At 62.1% G+C, this 22,739-nt stretch carries 12 protein-coding genes and 1 pseudogene; 4 read left to right on the forward strand and 9 right to left on the reverse strand.

What is annotated here, in order from left to right:
- Positions 1 to 36 precede the first annotated feature (36 nt).
- The 3 genes and pseudogenes from IEX27_RS13780 to IEX27_RS21390 all read left to right on the forward strand — a co-directional run.
- Positions 37 to 1,332 (forward strand): RsmB/NOP family class I SAM-dependent RNA methyltransferase, encoded by a 1,296-nt coding sequence (locus tag IEX27_RS13780; protein WP_188721646.1) that lies wholly within the window; start codon positions 37 to 39, stop codon positions 1,330 to 1,332.
- Positions 1,333 to 1,449: 117 nt separating this feature from the next.
- On the forward strand, positions 1,450 to 3,012 hold the full coding sequence (gene guaA / locus IEX27_RS13785; protein ID WP_188721647.1) for a glutamine-hydrolyzing GMP synthase: 1,563 nt from the start codon (positions 1,450 to 1,452) through the stop codon (positions 3,010 to 3,012).
- 348 nt (positions 3,013 to 3,360) lie between these two features.
- Positions 3,361 to 3,495, forward strand: a pseudogene (locus IEX27_RS21390) (DUF2934 domain-containing protein); the annotation flags it as partial.
- A 116-nt stretch (positions 3,496 to 3,611) separates the two neighbouring features.
- Here IEX27_RS21390 and treZ read toward each other — a convergent pair.
- The 7 genes from treZ to malQ form a co-directional block, all read right to left on the reverse strand.
- Entirely contained in the window at positions 3,612 to 5,402 is a 1,791-nt protein-coding gene (gene treZ, locus IEX27_RS13795; RefSeq protein ID WP_188721648.1) for a malto-oligosyltrehalose trehalohydrolase, read from the reverse strand.
- Positions 5,395 to 7,473, reverse strand: coding sequence for a glycogen debranching protein GlgX (gene glgX, locus IEX27_RS13800; RefSeq protein ID WP_188721649.1), 2,079 nt, complete (start codon positions 7,471 to 7,473; stop codon positions 5,395 to 5,397). The genes treZ and glgX overlap by 8 nt, the downstream gene beginning before the upstream one ends.
- Positions 7,474 to 7,476: 3 nt before the next feature.
- Positions 7,477 to 9,675: a 1,4-alpha-glucan branching protein GlgB gene (gene glgB / locus IEX27_RS13805; protein WP_188721650.1), complete on the reverse strand. Its 2,199-nt coding sequence runs from the start codon at positions 9,673 to 9,675 to the stop codon at positions 7,477 to 7,479.
- A complete protein-coding gene (gene treS / locus IEX27_RS13810; protein WP_188721651.1) occupies positions 9,672 to 12,974 on the reverse strand; it encodes a maltose alpha-D-glucosyltransferase in 3,303 nt (1,100 codons plus the stop codon). The genes glgB and treS overlap by 4 nt, the downstream gene beginning before the upstream one ends.
- Positions 12,971 to 15,007 (reverse strand): alpha-1,4-glucan--maltose-1-phosphate maltosyltransferase, encoded by a 2,037-nt coding sequence (locus IEX27_RS13815; RefSeq protein WP_188721652.1) that lies wholly within the window; start codon positions 15,005 to 15,007, stop codon positions 12,971 to 12,973. The genes treS and IEX27_RS13815 overlap by 4 nt, the downstream gene beginning before the upstream one ends.
- An 80-nt stretch (positions 15,008 to 15,087) precedes the next feature.
- Positions 15,088 to 17,517, reverse strand: a complete 2,430-nt coding sequence (gene treY, locus IEX27_RS13820; protein WP_188721653.1) for a malto-oligosyltrehalose synthase — start codon at positions 17,515 to 17,517, stop codon at positions 15,088 to 15,090.
- Entirely contained in the window at positions 17,514 to 19,313 is a 1,800-nt protein-coding gene (gene malQ / locus IEX27_RS13825; RefSeq protein WP_188721654.1) for a 4-alpha-glucanotransferase, read from the reverse strand. Before malQ ends, treY begins: the two co-directional genes overlap by 4 nt.
- Positions 19,314 to 19,468: 155 nt before the next feature.
- Here malQ and IEX27_RS13830 point away from each other — a divergent pair, with 155 nt between their 5' ends.
- The gene (locus IEX27_RS13830) at positions 19,469 to 19,996 is read left to right on the forward strand and encodes a DUF1003 domain-containing protein (protein ID WP_188721655.1); all 528 of its coding nucleotides are present in this window, start codon (positions 19,469 to 19,471) and stop codon (positions 19,994 to 19,996) included.
- Here IEX27_RS13830 and IEX27_RS13835 read toward each other — a convergent pair.
- Entirely contained in the window at positions 19,993 to 21,882 is a 1,890-nt protein-coding gene (locus IEX27_RS13835) for a response regulator (protein ID WP_188721656.1), read from the reverse strand. The genes IEX27_RS13830 and IEX27_RS13835 overlap by 4 nt on opposite strands.
- Positions 21,869 to 22,735 carry a CheR family methyltransferase gene (locus IEX27_RS13840; protein WP_373869882.1) on the reverse strand — a complete coding sequence of 289 codons (867 nt, stop codon included), beginning with the start codon at positions 22,733 to 22,735 and terminating at the stop codon, positions 21,869 to 21,871. Before IEX27_RS13840 ends, IEX27_RS13835 begins: the two co-directional genes overlap by 14 nt.
- Positions 22,736 to 22,739 lie beyond the last annotated feature (4 nt).

A 22,739-nucleotide genomic window follows, 5' to 3' on the forward strand; every position in this document is an offset into this window, starting at 1 on the left:
TAAGCGTCTGATCGGGTAAACCGGAAAGGATAGGCCATGCGTCTTGGTGGCAGGCTGGCAGCCGCTATTGAAGTTCTTGAGGATATCGAGACTCGAAATCGACCCGCCGCCGATGCCATGCGTGATTGGGGCCTGTCGCATCGCTTCGCCGGATCGGGCGATCGTGCCGCCATCGGCAATCTCGTCTATGGCGCACTGCGCCGCAAGGATGCCGCCGCGTGGCTGTTTGGCGAAAGCTCGCCGCGCGCGCTGGTCCTCGGCTCGTACCTTCTCGAAAACGGTCTCAACGTTGATGCGCTCACGGCCTCAATTGCCGGGGACAGTTTCGCGCCGCCGCCGGTAACGGAGGCTGAGCGCGCGAACGTAACAAGCAAGAACGTCGGCGAAATGCCCGAGATTGCCCGCGCCAATGCACCTGACTGGTGCCTGCCGCTCGTGCAACAGGCTTTTGGCGATGATTGGGTGAGGGAGAGCGAGGCGCTTTGCGAGCGGCCACCGCTCGATCTGCGCGTGAACACGTTAAAGTCAACGCGTGGAAAGGTTCTGGAGGCGCTTGAAACGCACGGGGCAGAAGCGGCCAGGATCGCGCACCATGGCATCCGTATCCCAGCCATCAACGGCAACGGCAGGCACCCGAACCTGCAGAGCACACCGGCTTTCCAGGATGGCTGGTTCGAGGTGCAGGACGAGGGCTCGCAGATCGTTGCTGAACTCGCGGGAGCGGCACCGGGCATGCAGGTGCTGGATTTCTGCGCCGGAGCGGGTGGCAAGACGCTTGCCTGTTCCGCACGCATGCAGAACCAGGGTCAGATTTTTGCTTTCGACGCCGATCCGCAGCGGCTGCAGCCGATCCATGATCGCGTGCAGCGAGCAGGATGCCGCAATGTGCAGGTCGTGAGCCAGGCCGCGCGTCTTGCAGAGCTCGAAGGCCATCTGGACCTTGTTCTAGTGGATGCGCCCTGCACCGGTTCGGGCACATGGCGGCGCAGGCCGGATGCCAAGTGGCGGCTGACCCAGCTGCAGCTTGATACGCGGATGGCGGAGCAGGCGGCGATCCTCGATGACGTCGCACGTTATGTGAAGCCGGGCGGGACGCTCGCCTATATCACCTGTTCGGTGTTCGATCAGGAAAACGGCGAGCAGGTGCAGGGCTTTCTCAGCCGCAACCCCGGCTTCAGGCTCGCCGACCACGCCGCGCTCTGGCAGGATCGTTTTCCGGCCGCATCGCTCAACAAGATCCGGACGGGCGCTAACGGCGGGATCACGCTGTCACCCGCGACAACGGGAACCGATGGATTCTTCTTCGCGCTGCTGGAGAAAAGTGTAGATTAACACGTGACGAATGGAATGCGGGATACGCGGCTCGGCAGGGCCAATCCCTTGTAGGAAAACGCAATCGTTCAGGTTTATGCGATTGCACTTGAACCGGACCTTAATTAAAGCCTCGCCATGAGCATTTCACACCACCCAGAAACAGTCCTGATCGTCGACTTCGGAAGCCAGGTCACGCAGCTTATCGCGCGTCGCGTGCGTGAGGCGGGCGTCTATTCTGAAATCGCGCCCTTCCAATCCGCTGAAGAGGCGTTCAAGCGCCTCCAGCCCAAGGCTGTCATCCTCTCGGGCAGCCCAGCTTCCACCGTCGATATCGGCAGCCCACGCGCTCCTGACATCATCTTCCAGTCCGGCCTGCCGATCTTCGGCATCTGCTACGGCCAGCAGCTGCTCTGCGCGCAGCTGGGTGGTAAGGTAGAGTCGAGCGATCATCGCGAGTTCGGCCGCGCGTTCCTTGACATCGCTGACGGCTGCGCCCTGTTTGACGGCCTCTGGGCCCCGGGCACCCGCCATCAGGTGTGGATGAGCCACGGCGACCGCGTCACGGGACTGCCGGAAGGCTTCCGCGTTGTTGGTACCTCCGCTGGCGCGCCCTTCGCGGCTATCGCCGACGACAAGCGCAAGTACTACGGTGTGCAGTTCCACCCCGAAGTGGTTCACACCCCGGACGGCGCGAAGCTGATCGCGAATTTCGTGCATCACATCGCCGGCCTCAAGGGCGACTGGACCATGGCCGCCTACCGCGAGCAGGCTGTCGAGGCGATCCGCAAGCAGGTTGGTTCGGGCAAGGTGATCTGCGCGCTTTCGGGCGGCGTCGACTCCTCAGTTGCAGCCCTTCTGGCCCACGAGGCCGTTGGCGACCAGCTTACCTGCATCCTCGTCGACCACGGCCTTATGCGCAAGGATGAAGCCGCTTCGGTCGTGCAGATGTTCCGCGAGCACTACAACCTGCCGCTCATTCTCGTCGATGCTTCCGACAAGTTCCTGTCGCAGCTCGAGGGCGAAGTTGACCCGGAGAAGAAGCGCAAGACGATCGGCCGTCTCTTCATCGAAGTCTTCGAGGAAGAGGCCAAGAAGCTTGGCGGCGCCGACTTCCTCGTGCAGGGCACGCTTTATCCGGACGTCATCGAAAGCGTTTCCTTTACGGGCGGTCCTTCGGTCACGATCAAGTCGCACCACAATGTCGGCGGTCTTCCTGAGCGCATGAACATGAAGCTGGTGGAGCCGCTGCGTGAGCTCTTCAAGGACGAGGTTCGCGTTCTTGGCGCAGAACTCGGCCTGCCGGAACACTTCATCGGCCGCCATCCGTTCCCGGGTCCGGGCCTTGCCATCCGCTGCCCCGGCGGCGTGACGCGCGAGAAGCTGGACATCCTGCGCCAGGCTGACGCGATCTACCTCGACGAGATCCGCAAGGCTGGTCTCTACGACGCGATCTGGCAGGCCTTTGCCGTGCTGCTGCCGGTCCAGACAGTTGGCGTGATGGGCGACGGACGCACCTACGAATTCGTCTGTGCGCTGCGTGCGGTGACCTCGGTCGACGGCATGACGGCTGACTTCTACCACTACGACATGGACTTCCTTGGCCGCGCTGCGACGCGCATCATCAACGAAGTCCGCGGCATCAACCGCGTCGTCTACGACGTGACCTCGAAGCCGCCAGGCACGATCGAGTGGGAATAATCGGCGCAAGCTGAGCATTTTCGAAACCGTCATCAGCGTGCAGTTGGTGGCGGTTTTTTGTTGGATGAACCATTTTCCCTTCTGGATGTTGTTGCAGTGTTTGGACCGTCCAACCCGATGCGGCAACTGACCACGAAGGAGACTACGTTGAACGCAAAGCTCACCAGCAAGCCAGCTCAGCCCCGCCGCAAAACGTCGACCAAGGCCACCAACCCTTCAGAGGTGCCGGTGCGCGGCAACGAAATTGCCGAGGGAACGCCGGGTGAGGCTCCTTCCATCCATGGCACCGGCTTCCAGCAGGAGAGCGGAGCAGTGCATCCGAGCTTTCCGGATCAGGGAAATGCATCTCTGGACGAGAGTGCCGAGCGGGCAACGGATGAGGAAGCCATCCGCCGCCGTGCCTACCAGATCTGGGAGGAAGAAGGTTATCCAGAGGGCGGACACGAACGCCACTGGGAGCAGGCTGCCCGCGAGCTGCGTGGTGAAAGGGATTAGAGCGGTTCCAGGAAAAGTGGGAACCGGTTTTTTCGTCTGGAACCGCCAAAAAAACAAAGAGCTAGAGCAGTTCAGAGTTTCTGTGAAAGTCTGAACTGCTCTAGCTACTCCAGCCAGAACGTCAGGGACTGCGGGCGCAGGTGCGGTGAGCTGGCCGCCGCGTCCGCCGCGCCGGGATAGCTGTAGAGGCAAACACCGCGCGGTTCCGGCAGGGTCAGTTCCTGCTCAGTGAAATTGCAGCGTAGCTGCAGCAGTTTCTCGCCCAGCTGCCAATCGATGGCGAGCGCTCCTTCTTCGACAGCAACGACGCGGCCGTAGTTTCCGCCCGCATTTTTGAGCAGTGGCACGATGTGCTTCTGTCGCAGGTCCAGCAGATTGCGGAAGCGGGCGAGCTGGGCCTTGCCTTCTGGCGTATCAAGCTTCTCCCAGTCGAGCTTGCTCTGGTTGAAAGTGTTGAGCGCGTTGGGGTCCGGGACAGTTTCTCCCTGATAGCTGGTAAAGTCGGCGAACTCCCTGCGCCGTCCCTCGCGGACGGCTACGGCCAGATCTCCGGTGAAGTCCGTGAAGAAGAGGAAGGGCCGCGTCTCCCCATATTCTTCGCCCATGAAAACCAACGGGATCGCCGGAGAGAGGAGCAGGATTGCCTGCAGCATCTCCAGCGCATGTGGGTCGGTGAGCGTCGTCAGCCGTTCGCCCAGCGCGCGGTTGCCGGTCTGGTCGTGGTTCTGCAGGAAGTTGACGAAGCTCGCGGGCGGCAGGTGCGCCGAAGGCTTGCCGCGCGGTTCGCTCTCCTGATGGGGCGAAGGTTCGCCCTGATAGATGAAGCCCTCTGCAAGCGAGCGGGCGAGCTTTGTCCAGATGTCGTCCGCGAAATCCTGATAGTAGCCGTCCGTCTCGCCAGTCGCGATGACGTGGCAGACGTTGTGGAAGTCATCGTTCCACTCGGCAGTGTGAAGCATCACCTTACCGTTCGGGCCGCGCTCGTGGAGGTGGGTGACGTTGCGGTTATCTTCGGTCGTCAGATGGATGTGGCGCTCGGGAAAGGTTTCGCGGATGCGTCGGGCGATGGTGAGGAGTATTTCCTCGTCCGACTTGTCGTCCTTGATCTGGTCGATGGCGTCGAAGCGCAGGCCGTCGAGGCGGATGTCGCGAAGCCAGTAGAGCGCATTGTCGATGAAGAACTGGCGCACGGGCTCGCGCTCGTAGGCGATGGCCGCACCCCAAGGCGTGTTGCGGCTTGGGTCGAAGAAGTCGGGCGCATAGGACGAGAGGTAGTTACCGTCCGGACCGAAGTGGTTGTAGACCACGTCGAGCAGCACCATCACGCCATGCTCATGGCAGGTGTCGATGAAGGCCTTCATGTCGTCCGGCGAGCCATATGCGTTGTGCGGCGCATAGGGAAGAACGCCGTCGTAGCCCCAGCCACGCGTTCCTCCGAACTGGGCAACCGGCATGATTTCGATCGCCGTGATGCCGAGGCTTGCCAGATGTTCAACCCGCTGGCTCGCCGCAGCAAATGTGCCCTCGGGCGTGAAGGTGCCGACATGGAGTTCGTAGACCACAGCCTCTTCCCACGGCCGCCCAAGCCAGTCGGAGCTGCGCCATTCATAGGCTTCCTGGTCGACGAGGAGGGAGGGGCCGTGCACGTCACCCGCTTGAGCCTGCGAAGCCGGGTCAGGAACGCGCGTTCCATCCGGCAGCAGGAACTGGTAGCGCGCACCGGGAGCGGCCGGCGCCGTGACGCCGAACCAGCCATCAGCTTCCGGGTTCATGGCCACGGCGTTGCCGTCGATCTCGACGGCAAGCGTATGTAGCGCTGGCGCCCAAAGGCGGAAATGTGCCTCGCCATCGTCCAGAAGCCTTGCGCCCCAGTGCTGCGGGCCAATGCTAGGCATATTTCGCCTCCACAAGCTGAAGGCAGCGGGGCGGCAGGTTGAAGGTCGTCTCCGCCGTCTTCCTGCCGAGGGGATCAGCCAGCCCCTCTGCCGTGTCGACCAGAACCTTCCAGCCGCCCTCGCGTTCCGGGAGCTGGAACTCAACGTCCTCGTGCGATGCGTTCATGAGCAGCAGCACGCTTTCGCTGTCGCCGTTGAGCAGCACCATCAGAGCCTTGGTAGCCGGATCGTCCCAGTGGCCGCCTTCCATCTCCTGTCCGGTGGGGCAGAGCCACTGGATCTCGCGCTCACCCCGTGTGGTCTCCCGGTCGTGCAGGAAGCGAGGCTGACGCAGCAGCAGGCGGTCACGCCGGATGGCGATCAGTTTGGCGACGAAATCGAGGAACGCTTCCTCGCGCTCACCGCGGTCTTCCCAGGTCAGCCAGTTGATCTCGTTGTCCTGGCAATAGCCGTTGTTGTTGCCTCCCTGCGAGCGGCCGACCTCGTCGCCCATCAGGATCATCGGCGTGCCCTGCGAGAAGAGAACCGTGGCCAGCATGGAGCGGCGCAGGCGGTCGCGCGTCTCGTTGATCGCCTGGTCTTCGGTAGGTCCTTCAGCGCCCCAGTTGTGGCTGAGGTTGTGGTCATGGCCGTCGCGGTTGTCCTCGCCATTCGCCTCGTTATGCTTGCCGTCGTAGCTGACCACATCCATCAACGTGAAGCCGTCGTGGGCGGCGACAAAGTTGACGCTCGACCAGGGCCGGCGACCACGCCGGTCAAAAATGTCGCTCGAGGCCAGTAGCCGGGGCGCGAGGCGCTTCACGCCGCCGTCATCGCCCTTCCAGAAGGAGCGGACGGTGTCGCGATACTGATCGTTCCACTCGGCCCAGCCGGGCGGATGGTTGCCAAGCTGATAGCCATCCGGCCCGATATCCCAGGGCTCGGCGATCAGCTTCACCTCGGAGAGGATCGGGTCCTGCCGCACAGCCTCGAAGAACACGGCGTTGTGGTCGAATTCCGCGCGGTCACGGCCAAGCGAGCTCGAAAGATCGAAGCGGAAACCGTCGACGCGGCATTCCGTTACCCAGTAGCGCAGCGAGTCCATCACCATCTGCAAGACGCGCTGATTGCGCATATTTACGGTGTTGCCGCAGCCGGTCGTGTCGAAATAATAGCGCTTGTCGTCGCCCAGTACGTAGTAGCTGGCGTTGTCTATGCCGCGGAAGGAGAGGGTGGGACCCATCTGGTTACCCTCCGCCGTATGGTTATAGACGACGTCGAGGATCACTTCGATGTTCGCCTCGTGCAGGCGGCGGACCATCAGCTTGAACTCGTTGATGTTGCTGCCGGGCGAGAGGTAGCGGGGTGCGGGCGAGAAGAAGCCGACCGTGTTGTAGCCCCAGTAGTTCACCAGCCCTTTCTCGACGAGATAGCGGTCGTCGTAGAAGGCGTGAACGGGCATCAGCTCAATTGCGGTTACGCCGAGCTTCACCAGATGATCGATGGCGCTCGGGTCCGCCAGCCCTTCGAACGTGCCGCGAAAGCGTTGCGGCAGCTCCGGGTTGAGCGCGGTCATGCCCTTCACATGGGCTTCGTAGATGATCGTGTTGTGCCACGGATGACGTGGCCTCTGGTCTTCGCCCCAGGTGAAGGCCGGGTCGACAACCACGCATTTCGGCATGACAAAGGATGAGTTGCGGCGGTCGAACGACAGATCCTCGCGCGGATGGCCGACGCGGTAGCCGAACACGGAATCGTGCCAGCGGATGTCGCCCCGCAGTTCCAGCGCATAGGGGTCAAGTAGCAGCTTGTTGGGGTTGAAGCGGTGGCCAGCCTCCGGCGCGTAGGGGCCGTGCACGCGGTAGCCGTATAGCTGACCAGGCCGAACATCCGGCAGATATCCGTGCCAGACCTCGTGCGTATATTCAGGCAGCACTACGCGTTCGGTCTCGCGGCGACCTGAATCATCGAACAGGCAGAGCTCTACTTTGGTGGCATTGGCCGAGAACAGCGCAAAGTTTACGCCTGACCCGTCCCAATGGGCGCCAAGAGGAAAGGGAGATCCTTCAAGAATACGGCGGGCACGCGGCATGATTTAGCTTTCCGATTTGAGGAATACGACTGCCAGCGGGGGAAGAGTGATTTCGATGGACTGGCTCTGACCGTGCCAGGCAACCGGTTGGGAGGGGATGGGAGGGTTGGTCACGTTGGAGCCGCCGAATTCGGCAGCGTCACTGTTCAGGATTTCGCTCCATTGTCCGGCGCGGGGAACGCCAATGCGGAAGTTTTCACGGACAACGGGCGTCATGTTGCAGACCACAACGACGGGGCTGACGTCGCCGCGGCTACGCCGTATGAAGGAGAAGACGCTGTTCTCTGCGTCATTTGCTTCCAGCCAGTCGAACCCGGCAGGCTCCGTGTCGAGTTCGTGGAGTGCAGGCTCTGCGGCATAAAGGTGGTTCAACCCGCGCACCAGCGATTGCACGCCCTTGTGCATCGGGTCGTCGAGCAGATGCCAGTCGAGCGACTGGTCATGGTTCCACTCGCGTTCCTGCGCAAACTCGCCGCCCATGAACAGCAGCTTCTTGCCCGGATGCGCCCACATGAAGGAGAGATAGGCACGGAGGTTGGCGAATTTCTGCCAGGGGTCGCCCGGCATCTTGCCGATCAGCGAACCCTTGCCGTGCACAACCTCGTCGTGGCTAAGCGGCAGGACGAAGTTTTCCGACCAGGCATAGACGAGGCCGAAGGTCATCTTGTGATGATGGTGGCGGCGGTGGATCGGATCATGCTGCATGTAGTCGAGCGTGTCGTGCATCCAGCCCATGTTCCACTTGAACGAGAAACCAAGGCCGCCATCATCGACGGTGCGGCTGACACCGGGCCAGGCGGTGGATTCTTCCGCGATCATCAGCGCGCCGGGATGGCGGGTCGTGACAAGCTGGTTGGTGTTGCGCAGGAAATCGACCGCGTCGAGGTTTTCACGGCCGCCGTAGCGGTTCGGGATCCATTGGCCGGGCTCGCGGCTATAATCGAGGTAGAGCATGGAAGCCACGGCATCGACTCGCAGGCCGTCAATGCGGAACTCATCCAGCCAGTAGAGGGCGCTGGCGGTGAGGAAGTTCGCGACCTCCAGCCGACCGAAGTTATAGATCAGCGTGTTCCAGTCCTGATGGAAGCCGAGGCGCGGGTCTTCGTGCTCATAGAGAGCAGTGCCGTCGAAGCGGACGAGACCGTGCGCATCGGACGGGAAGTGGGCCGGAACCCAATCGAGGATCACGCCGATGTCGGCTGCGTGAAGCCGGTCGACCATGCGGGCGAAGGCTGCGGGCGAGCCGAAGCGGCTTGTTGGCGCAAAGAGGCCAATTGGCTGATAGCCCCAGGAACCGCTGAACGGATGCTCGGTGACCGGCAGAAACTCCACATGGGTGAAACCCATATCCGTAATGTAGTCCACGAGTTGGTCTGCCAGCGTGTCGTAGTCGAGCATCTCGCCGTCGGCAGTGCGCCGCCAGCTGCCAAGATGCACTTCGTAGATCGAGATGGGTTTGTCGGCCCGCCGCAGTTCTTCGCGGCGCGCGGGCCAGCGATCGTCATGAGCGGAAGCATCCACGCCGTCACACACGACAGAGGCGGTGGCGGGCGGCAGTTCATGGGCGCGCGCTACGGGATCCGATTTCAGCGGCAGCACTTCCCCGTGCACGCCAATGATCTCGTACTTGTAGAGCTCGCCCGCCTTGAGGCCGGGAATGAAGAGCTCCCAGACGCCGACGCCAAGGCGTTTGCGCATGGGGTGACGGCGGCCGTCCCAGGCGTTGAAGTTGCCGACGACGCTCACACGCCGGGCATTCGGGGCCCAGACGGCGAAGCCCACCCCCTCAACACCCTCAAGCGTCATGGGATGTGAGCCAAGACGGTTGTAAAGCTCCAGATGCCGCCCTTCGCCCAGCAGATACTCGTCCATCTCGCCGAGTAGCGGCGGGAAGGCGTAAGTGTCGTCTTCCGTCCATTCGGCGTCTCCGGCGGAAAAGCGAAGGCGGTAGTCGAAGGGTTCGCGCTGGCCGAGATCGGCGGAAAAGAAGCCCTCCTGATGGATGCGCTCAAGCTCGCAGACTTCGGAACCGTCAGCCTTGGCGATGAGCCAGACGCGGCCTGCGGACGGGGCGAAGACGTTGACGCGGAGCCAGCCGCCGCCGTCCTGATGCATGCCGAGGATGGCGAACGGATTGCCATGGCGGCCGCGTACGATGGCCTGGATGTCATTGGCCATGGCAGAAGCATAGGCGGCCGTCATGCGTCTTCTCCGCCGAGCAGTTCCAGCAGTCCCGACATTGGCAGCTCCGCCCAAGCGGGCCGGTTGGAGAGTTCGTACATGATTTCGTAGGCAGCCTTCTGGATCAGGAACAGGTCGAGGAGTGCGGTCTCGAATTCACGATCCTCAGGGTGGACCGAAGAGCCTTCGATTTCGGACCGGTAGCCTTCCAGGAACTGCGCAACGGTCGTGTCCCGCCAGAGCTGCAACCGCTCCTGCGCAGCACGAGCACTCTCAGGTGGCAGGCCCCGCACGGTCTCGCGCAGGATGGAGCGGGCGAGATAGTCGATGGAGCGCAGCATTCCGGCCACGTCGCGGAGCGGGGACATCTTCGCGCGGCGTTCCTCGATAGTCCGCCGTGGCTCGCCTTCGAAGTCGATGATGATGAACTCGTCGTGCTCCACCAGCACCTGACCCAGATGATAGTCGCCGTGAATCCGGGTGCGTCCGCCGGAAGGCGTCAACGTCAGACCACGCTGCAGCCGTTCGAGCGTGCTGTCGTGCTTCGCCAGAAGTTCGTTGCGCAGCTCGGCCGCTCCCTCGGTGAGGCTATCTGCAGAAGCCCGCTCGAGCGCATCGAACATTTCCACCACGTCGGTGCGCGCAGCTTCCGTCCAGAGAAGGACATCAGCCTGTGCGGTCGGCTCCATCGCAAAGTCCGCATCTTCCGTTGGGGTGGCAAGGGCTGCGTGAAGCTCTGCCGTGCGACGGCCCAGCCGTTCGCCAACCTCGAGCTCACGTGGGAAAGCTGGCTCCTGTTCCGTCTCAGGTGTGGCGGAGGTTCGGAGGGCTTCCCAATCCTGGAGGTGACGCTGAAGTGCGGAGGTCAGCGCGTACCAGGCATCGCCCTGGTTGCGGACGAAGCTGAAGGCGGTGGCAAGCACCGTGCATTCGCCGTCCTGTGTTTCATGGTCGATGCTGCCCATGAAGGCGGGCATGCCCTTGAAGTCCGTTTCGTTGGTGAGGAAGCGGGCCATCTCGACCTCAGGCTGAGGCCCCGGACGCAGGCGGCGGTAGATCTTCAGGATGACGGAGTCACCGCAGATGATCGACACGTTGCTCTGCTCGATGCCGGTCGGATGGGGTGAATCCACATCAGCGAAAGCCTCCGCCGGTGCGTTCGGCCTGAAGACGACGCGGCCGGCAGGACCCTCAAGTTCCAGTCCCTGCCGCAGCCCATCGAGCAGCGCGAGTGACAGATCCGGATCGTAGGCTCCGTCGATCAGAGCGCCGACGCGCGATCCGCGCCGCAGCTTGGCGAGCGTATAGGACAGCGTTGGAGCGCCGAAGGCGATATGCTCCTCACCCCAGCGGGACGACAGCGGCAGGAAGTATTTCTGCTCCTGATCGCCAAGGTTGACGGTGGAGACTGCCAGCACGAACTTCGTGTCAGGCAGTTCGCTCAAGGTCTTAAGCTTTGCACTCTGGATCGCCTTGTCCTTGGCGCCGAACCAGCGCTGCAGCTCCAGGAAGCGCGGCAGCGTTTCGGCCTCGAACTGGCGGCCTTCACGACCCTCAAGCGCGTTCCGGATGCTTCCGTCGCGGGTCGTCAGGGTGATGAATTCAGGCAGGATGTCCGGCACCTGCTGGTGCCAGTGCGGCGCTTCCGTCTCATTGGTCAAGTGGAACCAGTAGAAGCCGTGGGCTGGAAGCGTCACGAGATAGGGCAGGTCGCCGATCGGCGGGAAGGGCGAGCGGCCGGTTACTTCCAGCGGCACCATGCCCTTCCAGTCATGCAAGTCGAGCTCTACCGCCTGTGCCGCGCGGGACAGGTTCGCCACGCAGAGGATCACGTCATCCTCATGCTGTCTGATATAAGCCAGGATCTTGCGGTTGCGCGGGTAGAGCATGCGGAAGGTACCGCGTCCAAAGGCCGGATGCTGCTTGCGCACGGCGATCAGCTTGCGCATCCAGTTCAAAAGCGAGGACGGGTCGCTCGCCTGCCGCTCCACGTTGATCGCCTGATAGCCGTAGATCGGGTCGAGGATGACGGGCAGGTAAAGCTGCTGCGGGTTGGCACGGGAAAAGCCGGCGTTCAGGTCCGGTGACCATTGCATGGGCGTGCGCACGCCGTCACGGTCGCCGAGATAGTAGTTGTCACCCATGCCGAGCTCGTCGCCGTAATAGAGGATCGGCGTTCCCGGCATTGACATCAGCATCGAATTCATGAGCTCGATCTTGCGGCGATCGTTCTGCATCAGCGGCGCGAGCCTGCGCCGGATGCCGAGATTGATGCGCGCGCGCTTGTCATCGGCATAGGTCTGCCACAGGTAGTCGCGTTCCCTGTCGGTCACCATTTCAAGCGTCAGCTCGTCATGATTGCGCAGGAAAATGCCCCACTGGCATTCGTCCGGGATTTCCGGCGTCTGGCGCATGATGTCGGAGATCGGGTGCCGGTCTTCCTGCGCCAGCGCCATGTACATGCGCGGCATCAGCGGGAAGTGGAAGCCCATGTGGCACTCATCGCCTTCGCCAAAATAGGGCCGCGTATCCTCCGGCCACTGATTGGCTTCGGCAAGCAGCATCCGGTCTTCGTAATGCGCGTCGAGCTCGGCGCGGATCTTCTTCAGGACGTCGTGGGTCTCGGGCAGGTTCTCGTTGTTCGTGCCCTCACGCTCGATCAGGTAGGGGATCGCGTCGAGCCGCAGACCGTCGACACCCATCTCCAGCCAGAAATGCATGACCTTCAGCACTTCCTGCAGAACGCGCGGATTGTCGAAGTTGAGGTCTGGCTGGTGAGAGTAGAAGCGGTGCCAGTAGTACTGGCCAGCCACCGGGTCCCAGGTCCAGTTCGACTTTTCCGTGTCGAGAAAGATGATACGGGTTTCCGGGAATTTCGCGTCCGTATCGCTCCAGACGTAGAAGTCGCGGGCGGGCGATCCGGGCTTCGCCGTGCGCGCGCGCTGGAACCACGGATGCTGGTCCGACGTGTGGTTGATGACGAGCTCGGTGATGACGCGCAGGCCGCGCCGGTGCGCTTCAGCCACGAAGGCGCGGAAATCCTTCATCTGCCCGTAGGACGGATTGATGGCGCGGTAATCAGCGATGTCGTAACCGTCGTCCCGGAGTGGCGAGGGATAGAAGGGCAGGAGCCAGATCGTGTTGACGCCAAGCTCCTGGATATAGTCCAGCCGCTGCATGAGGCCTGCAAAGTCGCCGATGCCGTCGTTGTTGGCGTCCTGAAATGCCTTGATGTGCAGCTGGTAGATGATCGCATCCTTGTACCAGTCGCGCTGGTTGCGATCGATGATCCCGTCGGTCTTGGGGCTGCTGTGCTTCATCTATGGGCTCCAGGCGGGATAAGGCGCCAGATTGCGTAGGGGCGTTGATTGGGATCGAGGTTCAGGCGCTGGGATTTGCCGTGCCAGGTGAAGTGATTGCCGTGAATCAGGTCCTGGACTTCTATGGATGCATCATCCGGCAGGCCGAACTCCCAGAGCGGGATCTCGAAGTCGAATTCCTGCGAGTTCTGCGGATCAAGCAGGACGTGGAACAGCACGAAATCGCCTGACGCCTTGTCATTCTTGGCGTAGTAGAGAACCTGATCGTTCCAGGCATTGTAGAACCTGAGCGAGGTGAACGCCTTCATGGCCGGCTGTTCACGCCGCAGGCGGTTCACGAGGCGGATGTCATCCTGGATATTGCCCTGCTGGTCCATGTCCCAGACGCGGAGCTGGTACTTCTCCGAGTCGAGATACTCTTCCTTGCCGGGAACGGGTGCTGCCTCGCAGATCTCATAGCCGTTGTAGATGCCGTAGCTGCCGGAAAGAGTGGCGGCGAGCACGAGGCGGGTGCGGAAGCCCGGGCGTCCACTCGTCTGCAGGAAGTATGGGTTGATGTCCGGCGTGTTCACGAAGAAGTTCGGCCGCATGTAGTAGCGGCATTCCTCGGTGGTCAGCTCGGTCAGGTACTCCGTCAGCTCCTGCTTGGTGTTGCGCCACGTGTAGTAGGTATAAGACTGGGTGAAGCCGACCTTGGCCAGCCGCTTCATAACCTTGGGTCGCGTGAAGGCTTCTGAAAGGAAGACGACTTCGGGGTGCTGCGTCTTCACTTCGCGGATCATCCATTCCCAGAAGGGGAAGGGCTTTGTGTGCGGGTTGTCGACGCGGAAGATCGTTACCCCATGGCCGATCCAGAACAGGACGATGTCGCGCAGCGCGTACCAGAGGCCCGGGATCGCCTCGCGGTAGAAATGGACGTTGACGATGTCTTCGTATTTCTTCGGCGGGTTCTCGGCGAACTTGATGGTGCCATCCGGCCGCCAGTCAAACCATTCCGGATGCTCCTTGATCCATGGATGGTCCGGCGAGCACTGGATCGCGAAGTCGAGCGCGATCAGGATACCTTCCGCGCGGGCGGCTTCAACCAGCCGGTGAAAATCCTCGAATGTGCCGAGCTCGGGATGTATCGCGTCGTGACCGCCGTCTTCCGAGCCGATGGCATAGGGGCTGCCCGGATCGTTGGGACCAGCTGTCAGGCTGTTGTTCGGGCCCTTGCGGTTGGTCCGGCCGATCGGGTGGATGGGCGGGAAGTAGAGGACGTCGAAGCCCAGATTCTTCACGTAAGGGAGACGGGCGATCACGTCATCGAAGGTGCCATGGCGGCTCATGTCGCCCGACTGCGAACGCGGCATGAGCTCGTACCAGGCGCCGAAGCCAGCGATTTGCGGCTCCACCCAAATCTCCAGCGTGCGCATACAGCGCGACAGGTTGGTGCGCGGACCGGCCTTGCGCATGCAGCGCCGCGTCTCGGGCGCTAGCAGGATCGTCAGCTTGTGGGTGGTTTCGCTGACGGAGTTGAGCGACTTCACGATCGCCTGCAGCGCCGGCTCGTGCTCGGAGCCTGCGGCCTGCTCAGCGGCGGCTTCAACGAGATGATCGCCCTCGATCGTCTCAAGCGAGACGTCCTGACCCGCGTTGATCTTCTTTTCGGTGTCGCGCAGCCATGTCGCGAAGAGGTCGCGCCAGGCGATGATCGTGAACTCGTGGCTGCCGAGCCTTTCGAAGCGGACGGTTCCGGCCCAACGATCGTTGTCGACGAAACGCATCGGGGCGGTGTGCCACATCTCGTCGCCCCGACAACGCCACTCAATGGCGGCGTTGATGACGTCGTGGCCGTCGCTGAAGATATCAGCTTCGATGACGCAGTCTTCGCCCACGACAGCCTTGGCCGGAAAGCGGCCGCCGTCGATCTCGTGGGATACGTTCTCGATGACAACTCGTGTCTGGGCAAGTTCGCGCAACGCCGCGTCGGCGGCGTCCGGAACGTCAGTGATTGGCAGTCTCGATTTTTTGGAGGCTGATATACGCGCCATGTTGCTCCCCGGTTGGCAAGTTAAGAACCGAGCAGGGCGGAAGTTGTTCCGGTCGAGGCCGGTCAAATTTCAGGAACCGGCTAATGCACGAGCGCGACCCACGGGGCGGTGGCGAACCGGCCGAGGTTGAGGCGGGAGCCGGAGGTAATCTGCGCATCTTCGCTGCCGGCCAGCCGGTTCGTGAACGGTTTGCCCTGAAGCGCTTCCGGCAGCGTGATTTCCGTCTGCTGCATCACATCCGGGCGGATATGTCCGGTCTCTTCGATAAGCCCTAGCGTCAGGCGGGGCGCGATGACGATCAGGTGGCGATCACCTCTCGAACGGCTGAAGGCGATCATATGTTTGGCGAATGGTCCGGTGACCTCCAGCGGCTGGTAATCGCCATTATTGAACAGGGCGGGATGCTGGGTCCTTGCGTTGGCGAGGCGAGCGATCATGGCCTGCTTGCGCGCTGGAAGGCTCTCGCCGCCACCTTGCAGCATCTCTTCAAGTTTGGCGAAATCTGGTGGGCGGCGGTTATCCGGATCGACAAGGCTCAGGTCCTCAGCTTCCGAACCCTGATAGATGTCCGGGATGCCGGGGCAGGCCATCTTCAGAAGCGTCTGGGTCAGGCTGTTGTTGTGCGCAGCCATGATGAAGGGCTGAAGCGTGCGTGAGAAATCTTCGCGGAACGCGGCATTCTCAAGCGCGCCATCAACGAAGGTGATGACGGCTTCCTCGTAGGCTTCATCGACTTCCGTCCAGCTGGTCCGCTGCTTTGCCTCCCGCAGCGCTTTCTGCAGGTAAGCCTCCAAACGGTCGTGGAGGGGTGGAAGTGCTGCCTCATTAAACGGATAGGGCCAGACGCCAGCCAATGCCTGATAGACAAGCCATTCAAGTTCCGGCTCCAAAACGTCAGGGAAACGGTTCATGGACTTCCAGCGCTCCAATCCTTCGGCCCAGAGCTCTGGGGCTTCCGAAATGGCATAAAGTCTAGCTCGGGCATCCTCGCCGCGCTTGGTATCGTGCGTTGACGTGCCGGAGAGCGAGTGGTCCAGTCGCGCGGCGCGTTCCTCCATCCGCCGATGAAACCGCTCGACATTGCCGGCGGGATGGGCCGGGTCACAGCCGACCTCGTTCAGCGCCAGAAAACGATGGTCGCGGTAGAAGAGCGTATCTTCCACGCCCTTTGCCATGGCGGGGCCGGAAAGCTGTTCGAAGCGGATGCGGGCGAGGCGGGCAGCCTCCTCGTCGCGGATCGGGGCCTCTCCCTTGAAGAAAGAAACGAGCTCCTGCAGCGTGTCGTGTCCATCGGGGAGATATTGCATCGCCTCCACCGCCGCCGCTTCCAGAACCCGGCCATCGCGCTCCGGCATTGCTCCGCCCGCGCCATAGGTGCGGTAGACCGGCATGGCCGCCAGAAGCGCCAGCAGCGCTTCCTTGATATCGGGATTCGGCTCAACCGCGCGGGAGAGCAGCCCCACCAGCCGATCGACCTCGCCGGCAAAATTGTTCTCAAGGATCTGCCGCTTGGCTTCCCTGCGGATGGAGAGCGTGTCAGCGCTGCCGGTCCGAGTCTCGTAGAGCTGGGAAAGTTTCTCGAGCCCCGCATCCGAGGGCAACACGTCGGCTATCATGTCGATGAACTCGTAGCCGCTGGTGCCCTCGATCGGCCATTCGGACGGCAATAACTCGTCGCCAACCAGAATTTTCTCGACGATGATGTAGGTGTCATCGCCCACGGCCTCACGCAGGCGGGCGAGGTATCCACCGGGATCGGCAAGGCCGTCCACGTGGTCGATGCGCAGGCCATCCACCTTGCCGTCGCGGACAAGTTCCAGCGTCAGGCGATGCACATCGTTGAACACCGGCTCGTCCTCGACGCGTACGCCCACAAGCCCGGTGACTTCAAAGAAGCGGCGATAGCTCAGCCGTTTGGAAGCTTCTTTCCAGTAGGTCAGTTCCCAGGGTTGTGCCGAGAGGATCTCACGGAGGTTGTCCGCGTCGCTGTCAAAGGGCGGGCTTTCGGGGTGAAGCGGAAAGTGGTTGTCGAAATAGGCAAGCGCGGGCGAACCATCCTCGGCGCCTGGTACGATCGCAAGCTCTCCGGCTGCGATCACTTCCTCAAGCGGTGACCCAAGCACCGGCAGCGTCAGCTTCTGCGACCAATCGATGTCGAAGTGGCGGGCGTAGCGGCTCTGCTCGCCCCATCGCAGCACATCCCGCCACCAGGGGTTTTCCAGCGAGGCCGCCATGTGGTTCGGTACAATGTCGAGGATGAGGCCCATGCCAGCCTGTTTCAAGGCTGTGTGCATTCTTTCAAAACCTTCCCGGCCACCCAGCGCCGGGTCGAAGACATTGTGATCGACCACGTCGTAGCCGTGGGTGGAGCCGGAGGTCGCCTGATAGATTGGCGAGGCGTAGAGGTGGCTGATGCCGAGCTTTTGCAGGTAGGGGACCAGCGCGGCTGCGCGGTCGAAATCCATGCCTTCACGAAACTGCAGGCGGTAGGTGGCGGTCGGTAGCTTCATCGGTGGCGCTCCCCGCGCATGGCGTCCGTTATGGGTGTGAACAGGGGCAGTTCCTGCAGTTCTTCAAGCGTGACGGGGAGCTTTCGCCGCCAGTTCGGATATTCCCTATGGGTGCCGGGAAGGTTGGTGGGGTCCTGCTCGCCGACGATATCCGCCAGCCTTACCGCCACCAGCATTGCGGAGGATTGCGCGAGCTTCCTGTGCACATCCGCTGCCAGCTGCAGCTCCAGCACCTCAGGCGCGTTGTCGTTCGAGCCTCGACCATTCGAGACCAGCTTCACCATTGCCTCGCGTTCCTTGGTTCGGGCGAGCGCCTGCTCGGCTGCGCTCTCTTCATCGATGAGCTTGTAGTCGCGTCTCAACTCGATGTCCTTGCCGGACCACCAGCCGCGCAGTGTCGGCAGATCGTGTGTCGAGAGGCAGGCGAGCGTCTGGCGCGGGTACCTTTCTGGCGACAGGAAGCGGCCCGTCTTGTCCTGTTCGAAGTAGAGGATGCTGTTCGACAGGATGGCAGCCGCCGACATGGCCTCGCGAAAACCGTCCGGCACATGGCCCAAGTCCTCGCCGATCATGATGACCTCAAGCTTGCGCGACAGAGCGGCCAGTCGCTCCACCATGTCCTCAAGGGGGAAGCGGAGATATGCACCCTGCGCGGGCGACGAGCCGTATGGAATGAAGAATAGCTGCCAGAGCGCCATGGCGTGATCGATGCGCAGCGCGCCGGCGTGACGGGAAGCGCCACGGATGAGGTCGAGCAACGGGGCGAAATCCTGCTGCCAGAGCGCGAGCGGCGAGAAGCCCGCCACGCCCCAGCCCTGACCCTCCGTGCTGAAATAGTCCGGCGGCGCGCCGATCGTAGCATCCTGGATGTAGTCCTGGGGCCGGCTCCACGTGGCCGATCCACCCGGCGCTTCGCCCACGGCCATATCGAGGTAGAGCCCGATGCGCATGCCCGCTGCTCTGGCGCGGTCGGCGGCATCCTTCAGCTGCCGGTCAGCCAGCCATTGCAGCCATTCGTGGAAGGCGACGTCGTCGCCATTGGTGCTGGCGAAATATTGCACCGTGCGGGTTTCAGGCGACTGGAAATCATCCGGCCAGCTCGTCCATTCCGCGCCGGAGCCCCGCTCAACCATCTCGGCCGATATGGCCTCAAAAAGCGCGTGGAGCCGGAGCATCTCGCCACGCTCGGCACGGAAAGCCTCGAATTCTTCTGAAAGGAAGCTGTCCTGCTGCGTCCAGTTCTTCCAGGCGTCGCGAAGGATGCCCAGCTTGAAACGACTGACGGCGGCGTAGTCGACGAACTCGCCGTCCTCTTCGGGGACTTTTAGTTCCGACACACCCGGAACCTTTTCCAGCGCGATATAGAGCGGATTGAGGAAGCGCCGGTTTGACGGTGAGAAGGGGCTGGTGGCTTCCGGGTCTGCCAAAAAGAGCGCGTGCAGCGGCGTGACGCCGACAAAGTCAGCGCCTGCGGCACCGAAGATTTCGCAGAGCCTGGCCAAATCCTCGAAATCACCGATCCCGAAGTTGCGGGACGAGCGCAGTTCGTAGAGCTGGCAGGCGATTCCCCAGGTCTTTCCGATCTCGAGCCATGGAGGAATGAAGCAGCGGGTGCCCCTCGCGTAGACAGGCTTGGGCGGAATCACCGCCGCAAGTGCATCGAGGGCGGGTTTGTCGCCGCCAGCTTCAAGCGCCCTTATCAATGCGGCTTCAGTCTCGCCGTCGATCAACTGCGGCGCACCTGCCTCCATCGCGAAGCCCGCGATCAGGTTCCTGTATCCATCTGCCGATGTCATGATTTCTTGTCCCTGCCGCGCGGCGTCTTCAATGGCGTTGTTTCCAAGTGTTCCTCCCGCTCAACAGCCAGAACCAACTCCGCACGACGAGCCTTGTTCCGTCGAACAAAAGCCGCGTCTCAAGGTTCGGGTACTCTCATCAAGAAGGTTGCATCATGAGCGAAGCAGGGAATGCGAAGCGCGAAGAGGTTTCAGAACCCCTCGCCAACAATGTCGAGGCGCTCATGAGGCGCAGGGAGCGGGAGGCAGAGCAGGAGATCATCACCGAACGTATCGCCGCGCGGATGGCCGACTTCACCGGCAGCGTCTGGTCCGTGCTGGTTCACGGCGTGATATTCGGGCTTTGGATCCTCATCAATGTCGGGCTGTTGCCGATCTTCGAGCCATGGGATCCGACGCTCGTGGTGCTCGCGATGATCGCCTCGGTCGAAGCGATCTTTCTCTCCACCTTCGTGCTCATGAACCAGCGCCGGCAGGCGCGGCTGGACGAGGATCGGGCCGAACTCACGCTGCAGATCAGCCTGCTAGCCGAACATGAGACGACAAAGCTCGCTAGCCTGCTGATGGCTATTGCTGAGCGGCTTGAGGTCGACGTCCCTGAGGACGTCGACGCCGAGGATCTCACGAAAACCGTATCGCCAGAGGGTGTGCTGGAGGAGATCCGCCGGAAGCGAAGGGACTAACCCTTGCGCTTCCGAAGCGTCACCACCTCAGGCGCCTGGGCGACGAGTTGGCGGGCAGCGGCGAGCAATTGCGCTTCCGTAAAGGGCTTGGTGAGCAGCGGCGCGTTCTGGAAGGCGCGCGGCAGCGTCTCTCGCCCGTAGCCCGTGACGAACACGAAAGGAATATTGCGGCGGGTGAGGGCGGCCGCAATCTCGTCGACAGGCTGGCCGTGAAGGTTGCCATCGAGAAGCGCGCCGTCGATCACCGTCTCGCCGGTGATTGCAGCCAGGGCCTGTTCGGCCGTGCGGGTCTGGCCGACGACGCTTGCGCCGAATTCCTCGACCAGGCCTTCGATCTCCAGCGCTACAAGGGGCTCGTCCTCAATGACAAGGAAGCGCTTGCCAGCCAAAGTTTCTGGTCGATGGTCACTCGCACGCACGACTTCCGCAATGGTTGCGGGGGCCGCAGATGTCGAGATTGAATGCGCGGCGGTTTCCTCGGAATCCGGGTAGTCCGTCAGCTTTGCCGTGATCGTCCAGATCACGCCCTCGGCCCGGAACGAGACATTCGCCTCGCCATCCGCGCCGGAGACGATCTGTTCGATCAGCGTGCTGCCGAAACCGCGCTTGCTTGGAACCTTTACGATTGGGCCGCCCGTCTCCGACCAGCTAAGACGAAGCATGCCGTTGTCGACGGTCCAGTGCAGCTCAATCTTGCCGTCGTCGGTAGAAAGCGCGCCGTACTTGCGCGCGTTGGTGCCAAGCTCGTGCAGGATTAGCGCGAAGTGCAGGGCCGGCTGGCAGGGCAGGCGCACGCCTGGACCGCGCAGGATGTAGCGCTGCTCATCGATGGAGCCCACATGAAGCTGGTTCCTGATCAGCTCGTCTAGGTCTACCGGCTGCCACGTGGTGCTGCTGAAAAGCGAGTGGGCGCGTGCCAGTGACTGAAGGCGACCGGTAAAATTGGCGTTGAACTCCTGCGGGCTTGCCGAGCGCCGCAGCGTCTGGGTAGCGATTGCCTGAACGGTTGCCAGCGTGTTCTTGACGCGGTGGTTGAGCTCGCCAACCAGCAGCTGGCGCGCGTCTTCGGCGCGTTTGCGCTCGGTGACGTCCAGCACCTGCGAGTTGATGGAGATGAGCCTGCCCGACTGATCCTGCAGGGCGGAGTTATACCACTCGCATTCGATGACCGAGCCGTCCTTGTTGTAGACGCGCGCGCTGAACTTGTTGCGCAGCTGATTTCCCGCCAGCATGTCGTTGGCGAGCGCCTTCAGGTCTTCGTGGTCGTCCTCGTGCAGCCACTTGAACTCCAGCGCGTGCTTGCCCAGCGTCTCGTTCGCGCACCAGCCGAACATGCGCTCTGCGCCCTTGGACCAGGAGACGAGGCGGAATTTCGGGTCGAACTCCACGATGGCGAGCGGCGAGTTGTCGCTATGTGCCTGCAGGCGCACCAGCGCCTTGCTCAGGTCTTCCGCCGATTGATGCAGCAGGTCGCGTTGCCATGCGAGCTCCGCCTTCTGGCGCGACAGCTCGAAGAAGATGTCAGTCTTGTTGCGCAGCATCTGCGAATTGATGGGCTTCAGCAGATAGTCGACCGCACCTGCTTCATAGCCGCGGAAGCGCAGGCTTTCGTCCGTCGCAACGGCAGTCAGGAAGATGATCGGGATATGACGCGTACGCGCCGTTCCTCGCATCAGTTCCGCGAGCTCGAAGCCGCTCATGCCGGGCATCTGCACATCGAGCAGCGCCAGGGCATATTCGTTGTGAAGCAGCAACTCCAGCGCTTCAGAGCCGGACTTGGCTGTGTGTAGCTCAAGTCCGTCCCGGTTCAGGAGCGCGACAAGCGCGTTGAGGTTTTCCTCAAGATCGTCGACCAGAAGAAACTTGACTGGTTTACGCCAGGGCATGAGCTGTAACCTCACTGTGGCTGTGCGCAACGTCGCGCCTGTATATGCGCTCCGCCGGCGAAAAGTCTGCAAAATTGCTGAAGTATTTCGAGAAGCGAAGGCTTTCGCGCGAACCGAGGCCCAGGAACCCGCCGCGCGGCAGGGAATCTTTGAAGAGTCCTATCGCACGATCCTGCAGCTCCCGATCGAAGTAGATCAGGACGTTACGGCAGGAGACAAGCTGGACCTCGGCGAAGACCTGATCTGAGACAAGGTTGTGCTCGGCGAAGACCGTGCGGGCTCGCAGGGTCTTGTCAAAGACCGCCCGGCCGTAGGCGGCGGTATAATATTCTGCGAGCGAGACCTTTCCGCCTGCCGCCGCGTGGTTGCGGGTAAACAGCGGAATGCGGTCCATCGCGTAGATCCCGGCCTTCGCACGCTTGACGGCGTCAGGGTTGACGTCGGTAGCATAGAAGATCGTCTTCTCCTCCAGACCCTCTTCCCGAAAGAGGATGGCGAGCGAATAGAGCTCTTCGCCCTCGCTGCAGCCCGCCACCCAGACCTTGAGAGACGGGTAGGTCCGCAGGTGCGGGATCACGGTCTCGCGCAGCGTGCGGAAGTAGGAGGGGTCCCTGAACATTTCACTGACCTGAACGGTCATGAAGTTCAGGAGCTGCGGCATGGTCGAAGGATCATGCAGAACCCTGTGCTGAAGCATCGACAGGCTGTCGCAGCCGAAGTAGCTCTGCGCGCGCTGTAGCCTGCGGGTCACGGAAGGCCGCGAATAGCCATGAAAATCATAGCCGTAGCGCTGGCGGATGGCGCTCAGAAGCAGGTTCAGTTCGATGTCGTCCGGTGCGTCAGTCAACGGCACATCT

Origin of the sequence: Nitratireductor aestuarii (assembly GCF_014641695.1) — a bacterium.
Taxonomy (GTDB): domain Bacteria; phylum Pseudomonadota; class Alphaproteobacteria; order Rhizobiales; family Rhizobiaceae; genus Chelativorans; species Chelativorans aestuarii.

Excerpts from the sequence above, each read along its gene's own strand:
- IEX27_RS13780 (WP_188721646.1), top strand. The coding sequence starts at position 37 with ATGCGTCTTGGTGGCAGGCTGGCAGCCGCTATTGAAGTTCTTGAGGAT.
- guaA (WP_188721647.1), top strand. The coding sequence starts at position 1,450 with ATGAGCATTTCACACCACCCAGAAACAGTCCTGATCGTCGACTTCGGA.
- treZ (WP_188721648.1), bottom strand. The coding sequence starts at position 5,402 with ATGCCTAGCATTGGCCCGCAGCACTGGGGCGCAAGGCTTCTGGACGAT.
- glgX (WP_188721649.1), bottom strand. The coding sequence starts at position 7,473 with ATGCCGCGTGCCCGCCGTATTCTTGAAGGATCTCCCTTTCCTCTTGGC.
- glgB (WP_188721650.1), bottom strand. The coding sequence starts at position 9,675 with ATGACGGCCGCCTATGCTTCTGCCATGGCCAATGACATCCAGGCCATC.
- treS (WP_188721651.1), bottom strand. The coding sequence starts at position 12,974 with ATGAAGCACAGCAGCCCCAAGACCGACGGGATCATCGATCGCAACCAG.
- IEX27_RS13815 (WP_188721652.1), bottom strand. The coding sequence starts at position 15,007 with ATGGCGCGTATATCAGCCTCCAAAAAATCGAGACTGCCAATCACTGAC.
- treY (WP_188721653.1), bottom strand. The coding sequence starts at position 17,517 with ATGAAGCTACCGACCGCCACCTACCGCCTGCAGTTTCGTGAAGGCATG.
- malQ (WP_188721654.1), bottom strand. The coding sequence starts at position 19,313 with ATGACATCGGCAGATGGATACAGGAACCTGATCGCGGGCTTCGCGATG.
- IEX27_RS13830 (WP_188721655.1), top strand. The coding sequence starts at position 19,469 with ATGAGCGAAGCAGGGAATGCGAAGCGCGAAGAGGTTTCAGAACCCCTC.
- IEX27_RS13835 (WP_188721656.1), bottom strand. The coding sequence starts at position 21,882 with ATGCCCTGGCGTAAACCAGTCAAGTTTCTTCTGGTCGACGATCTTGAG.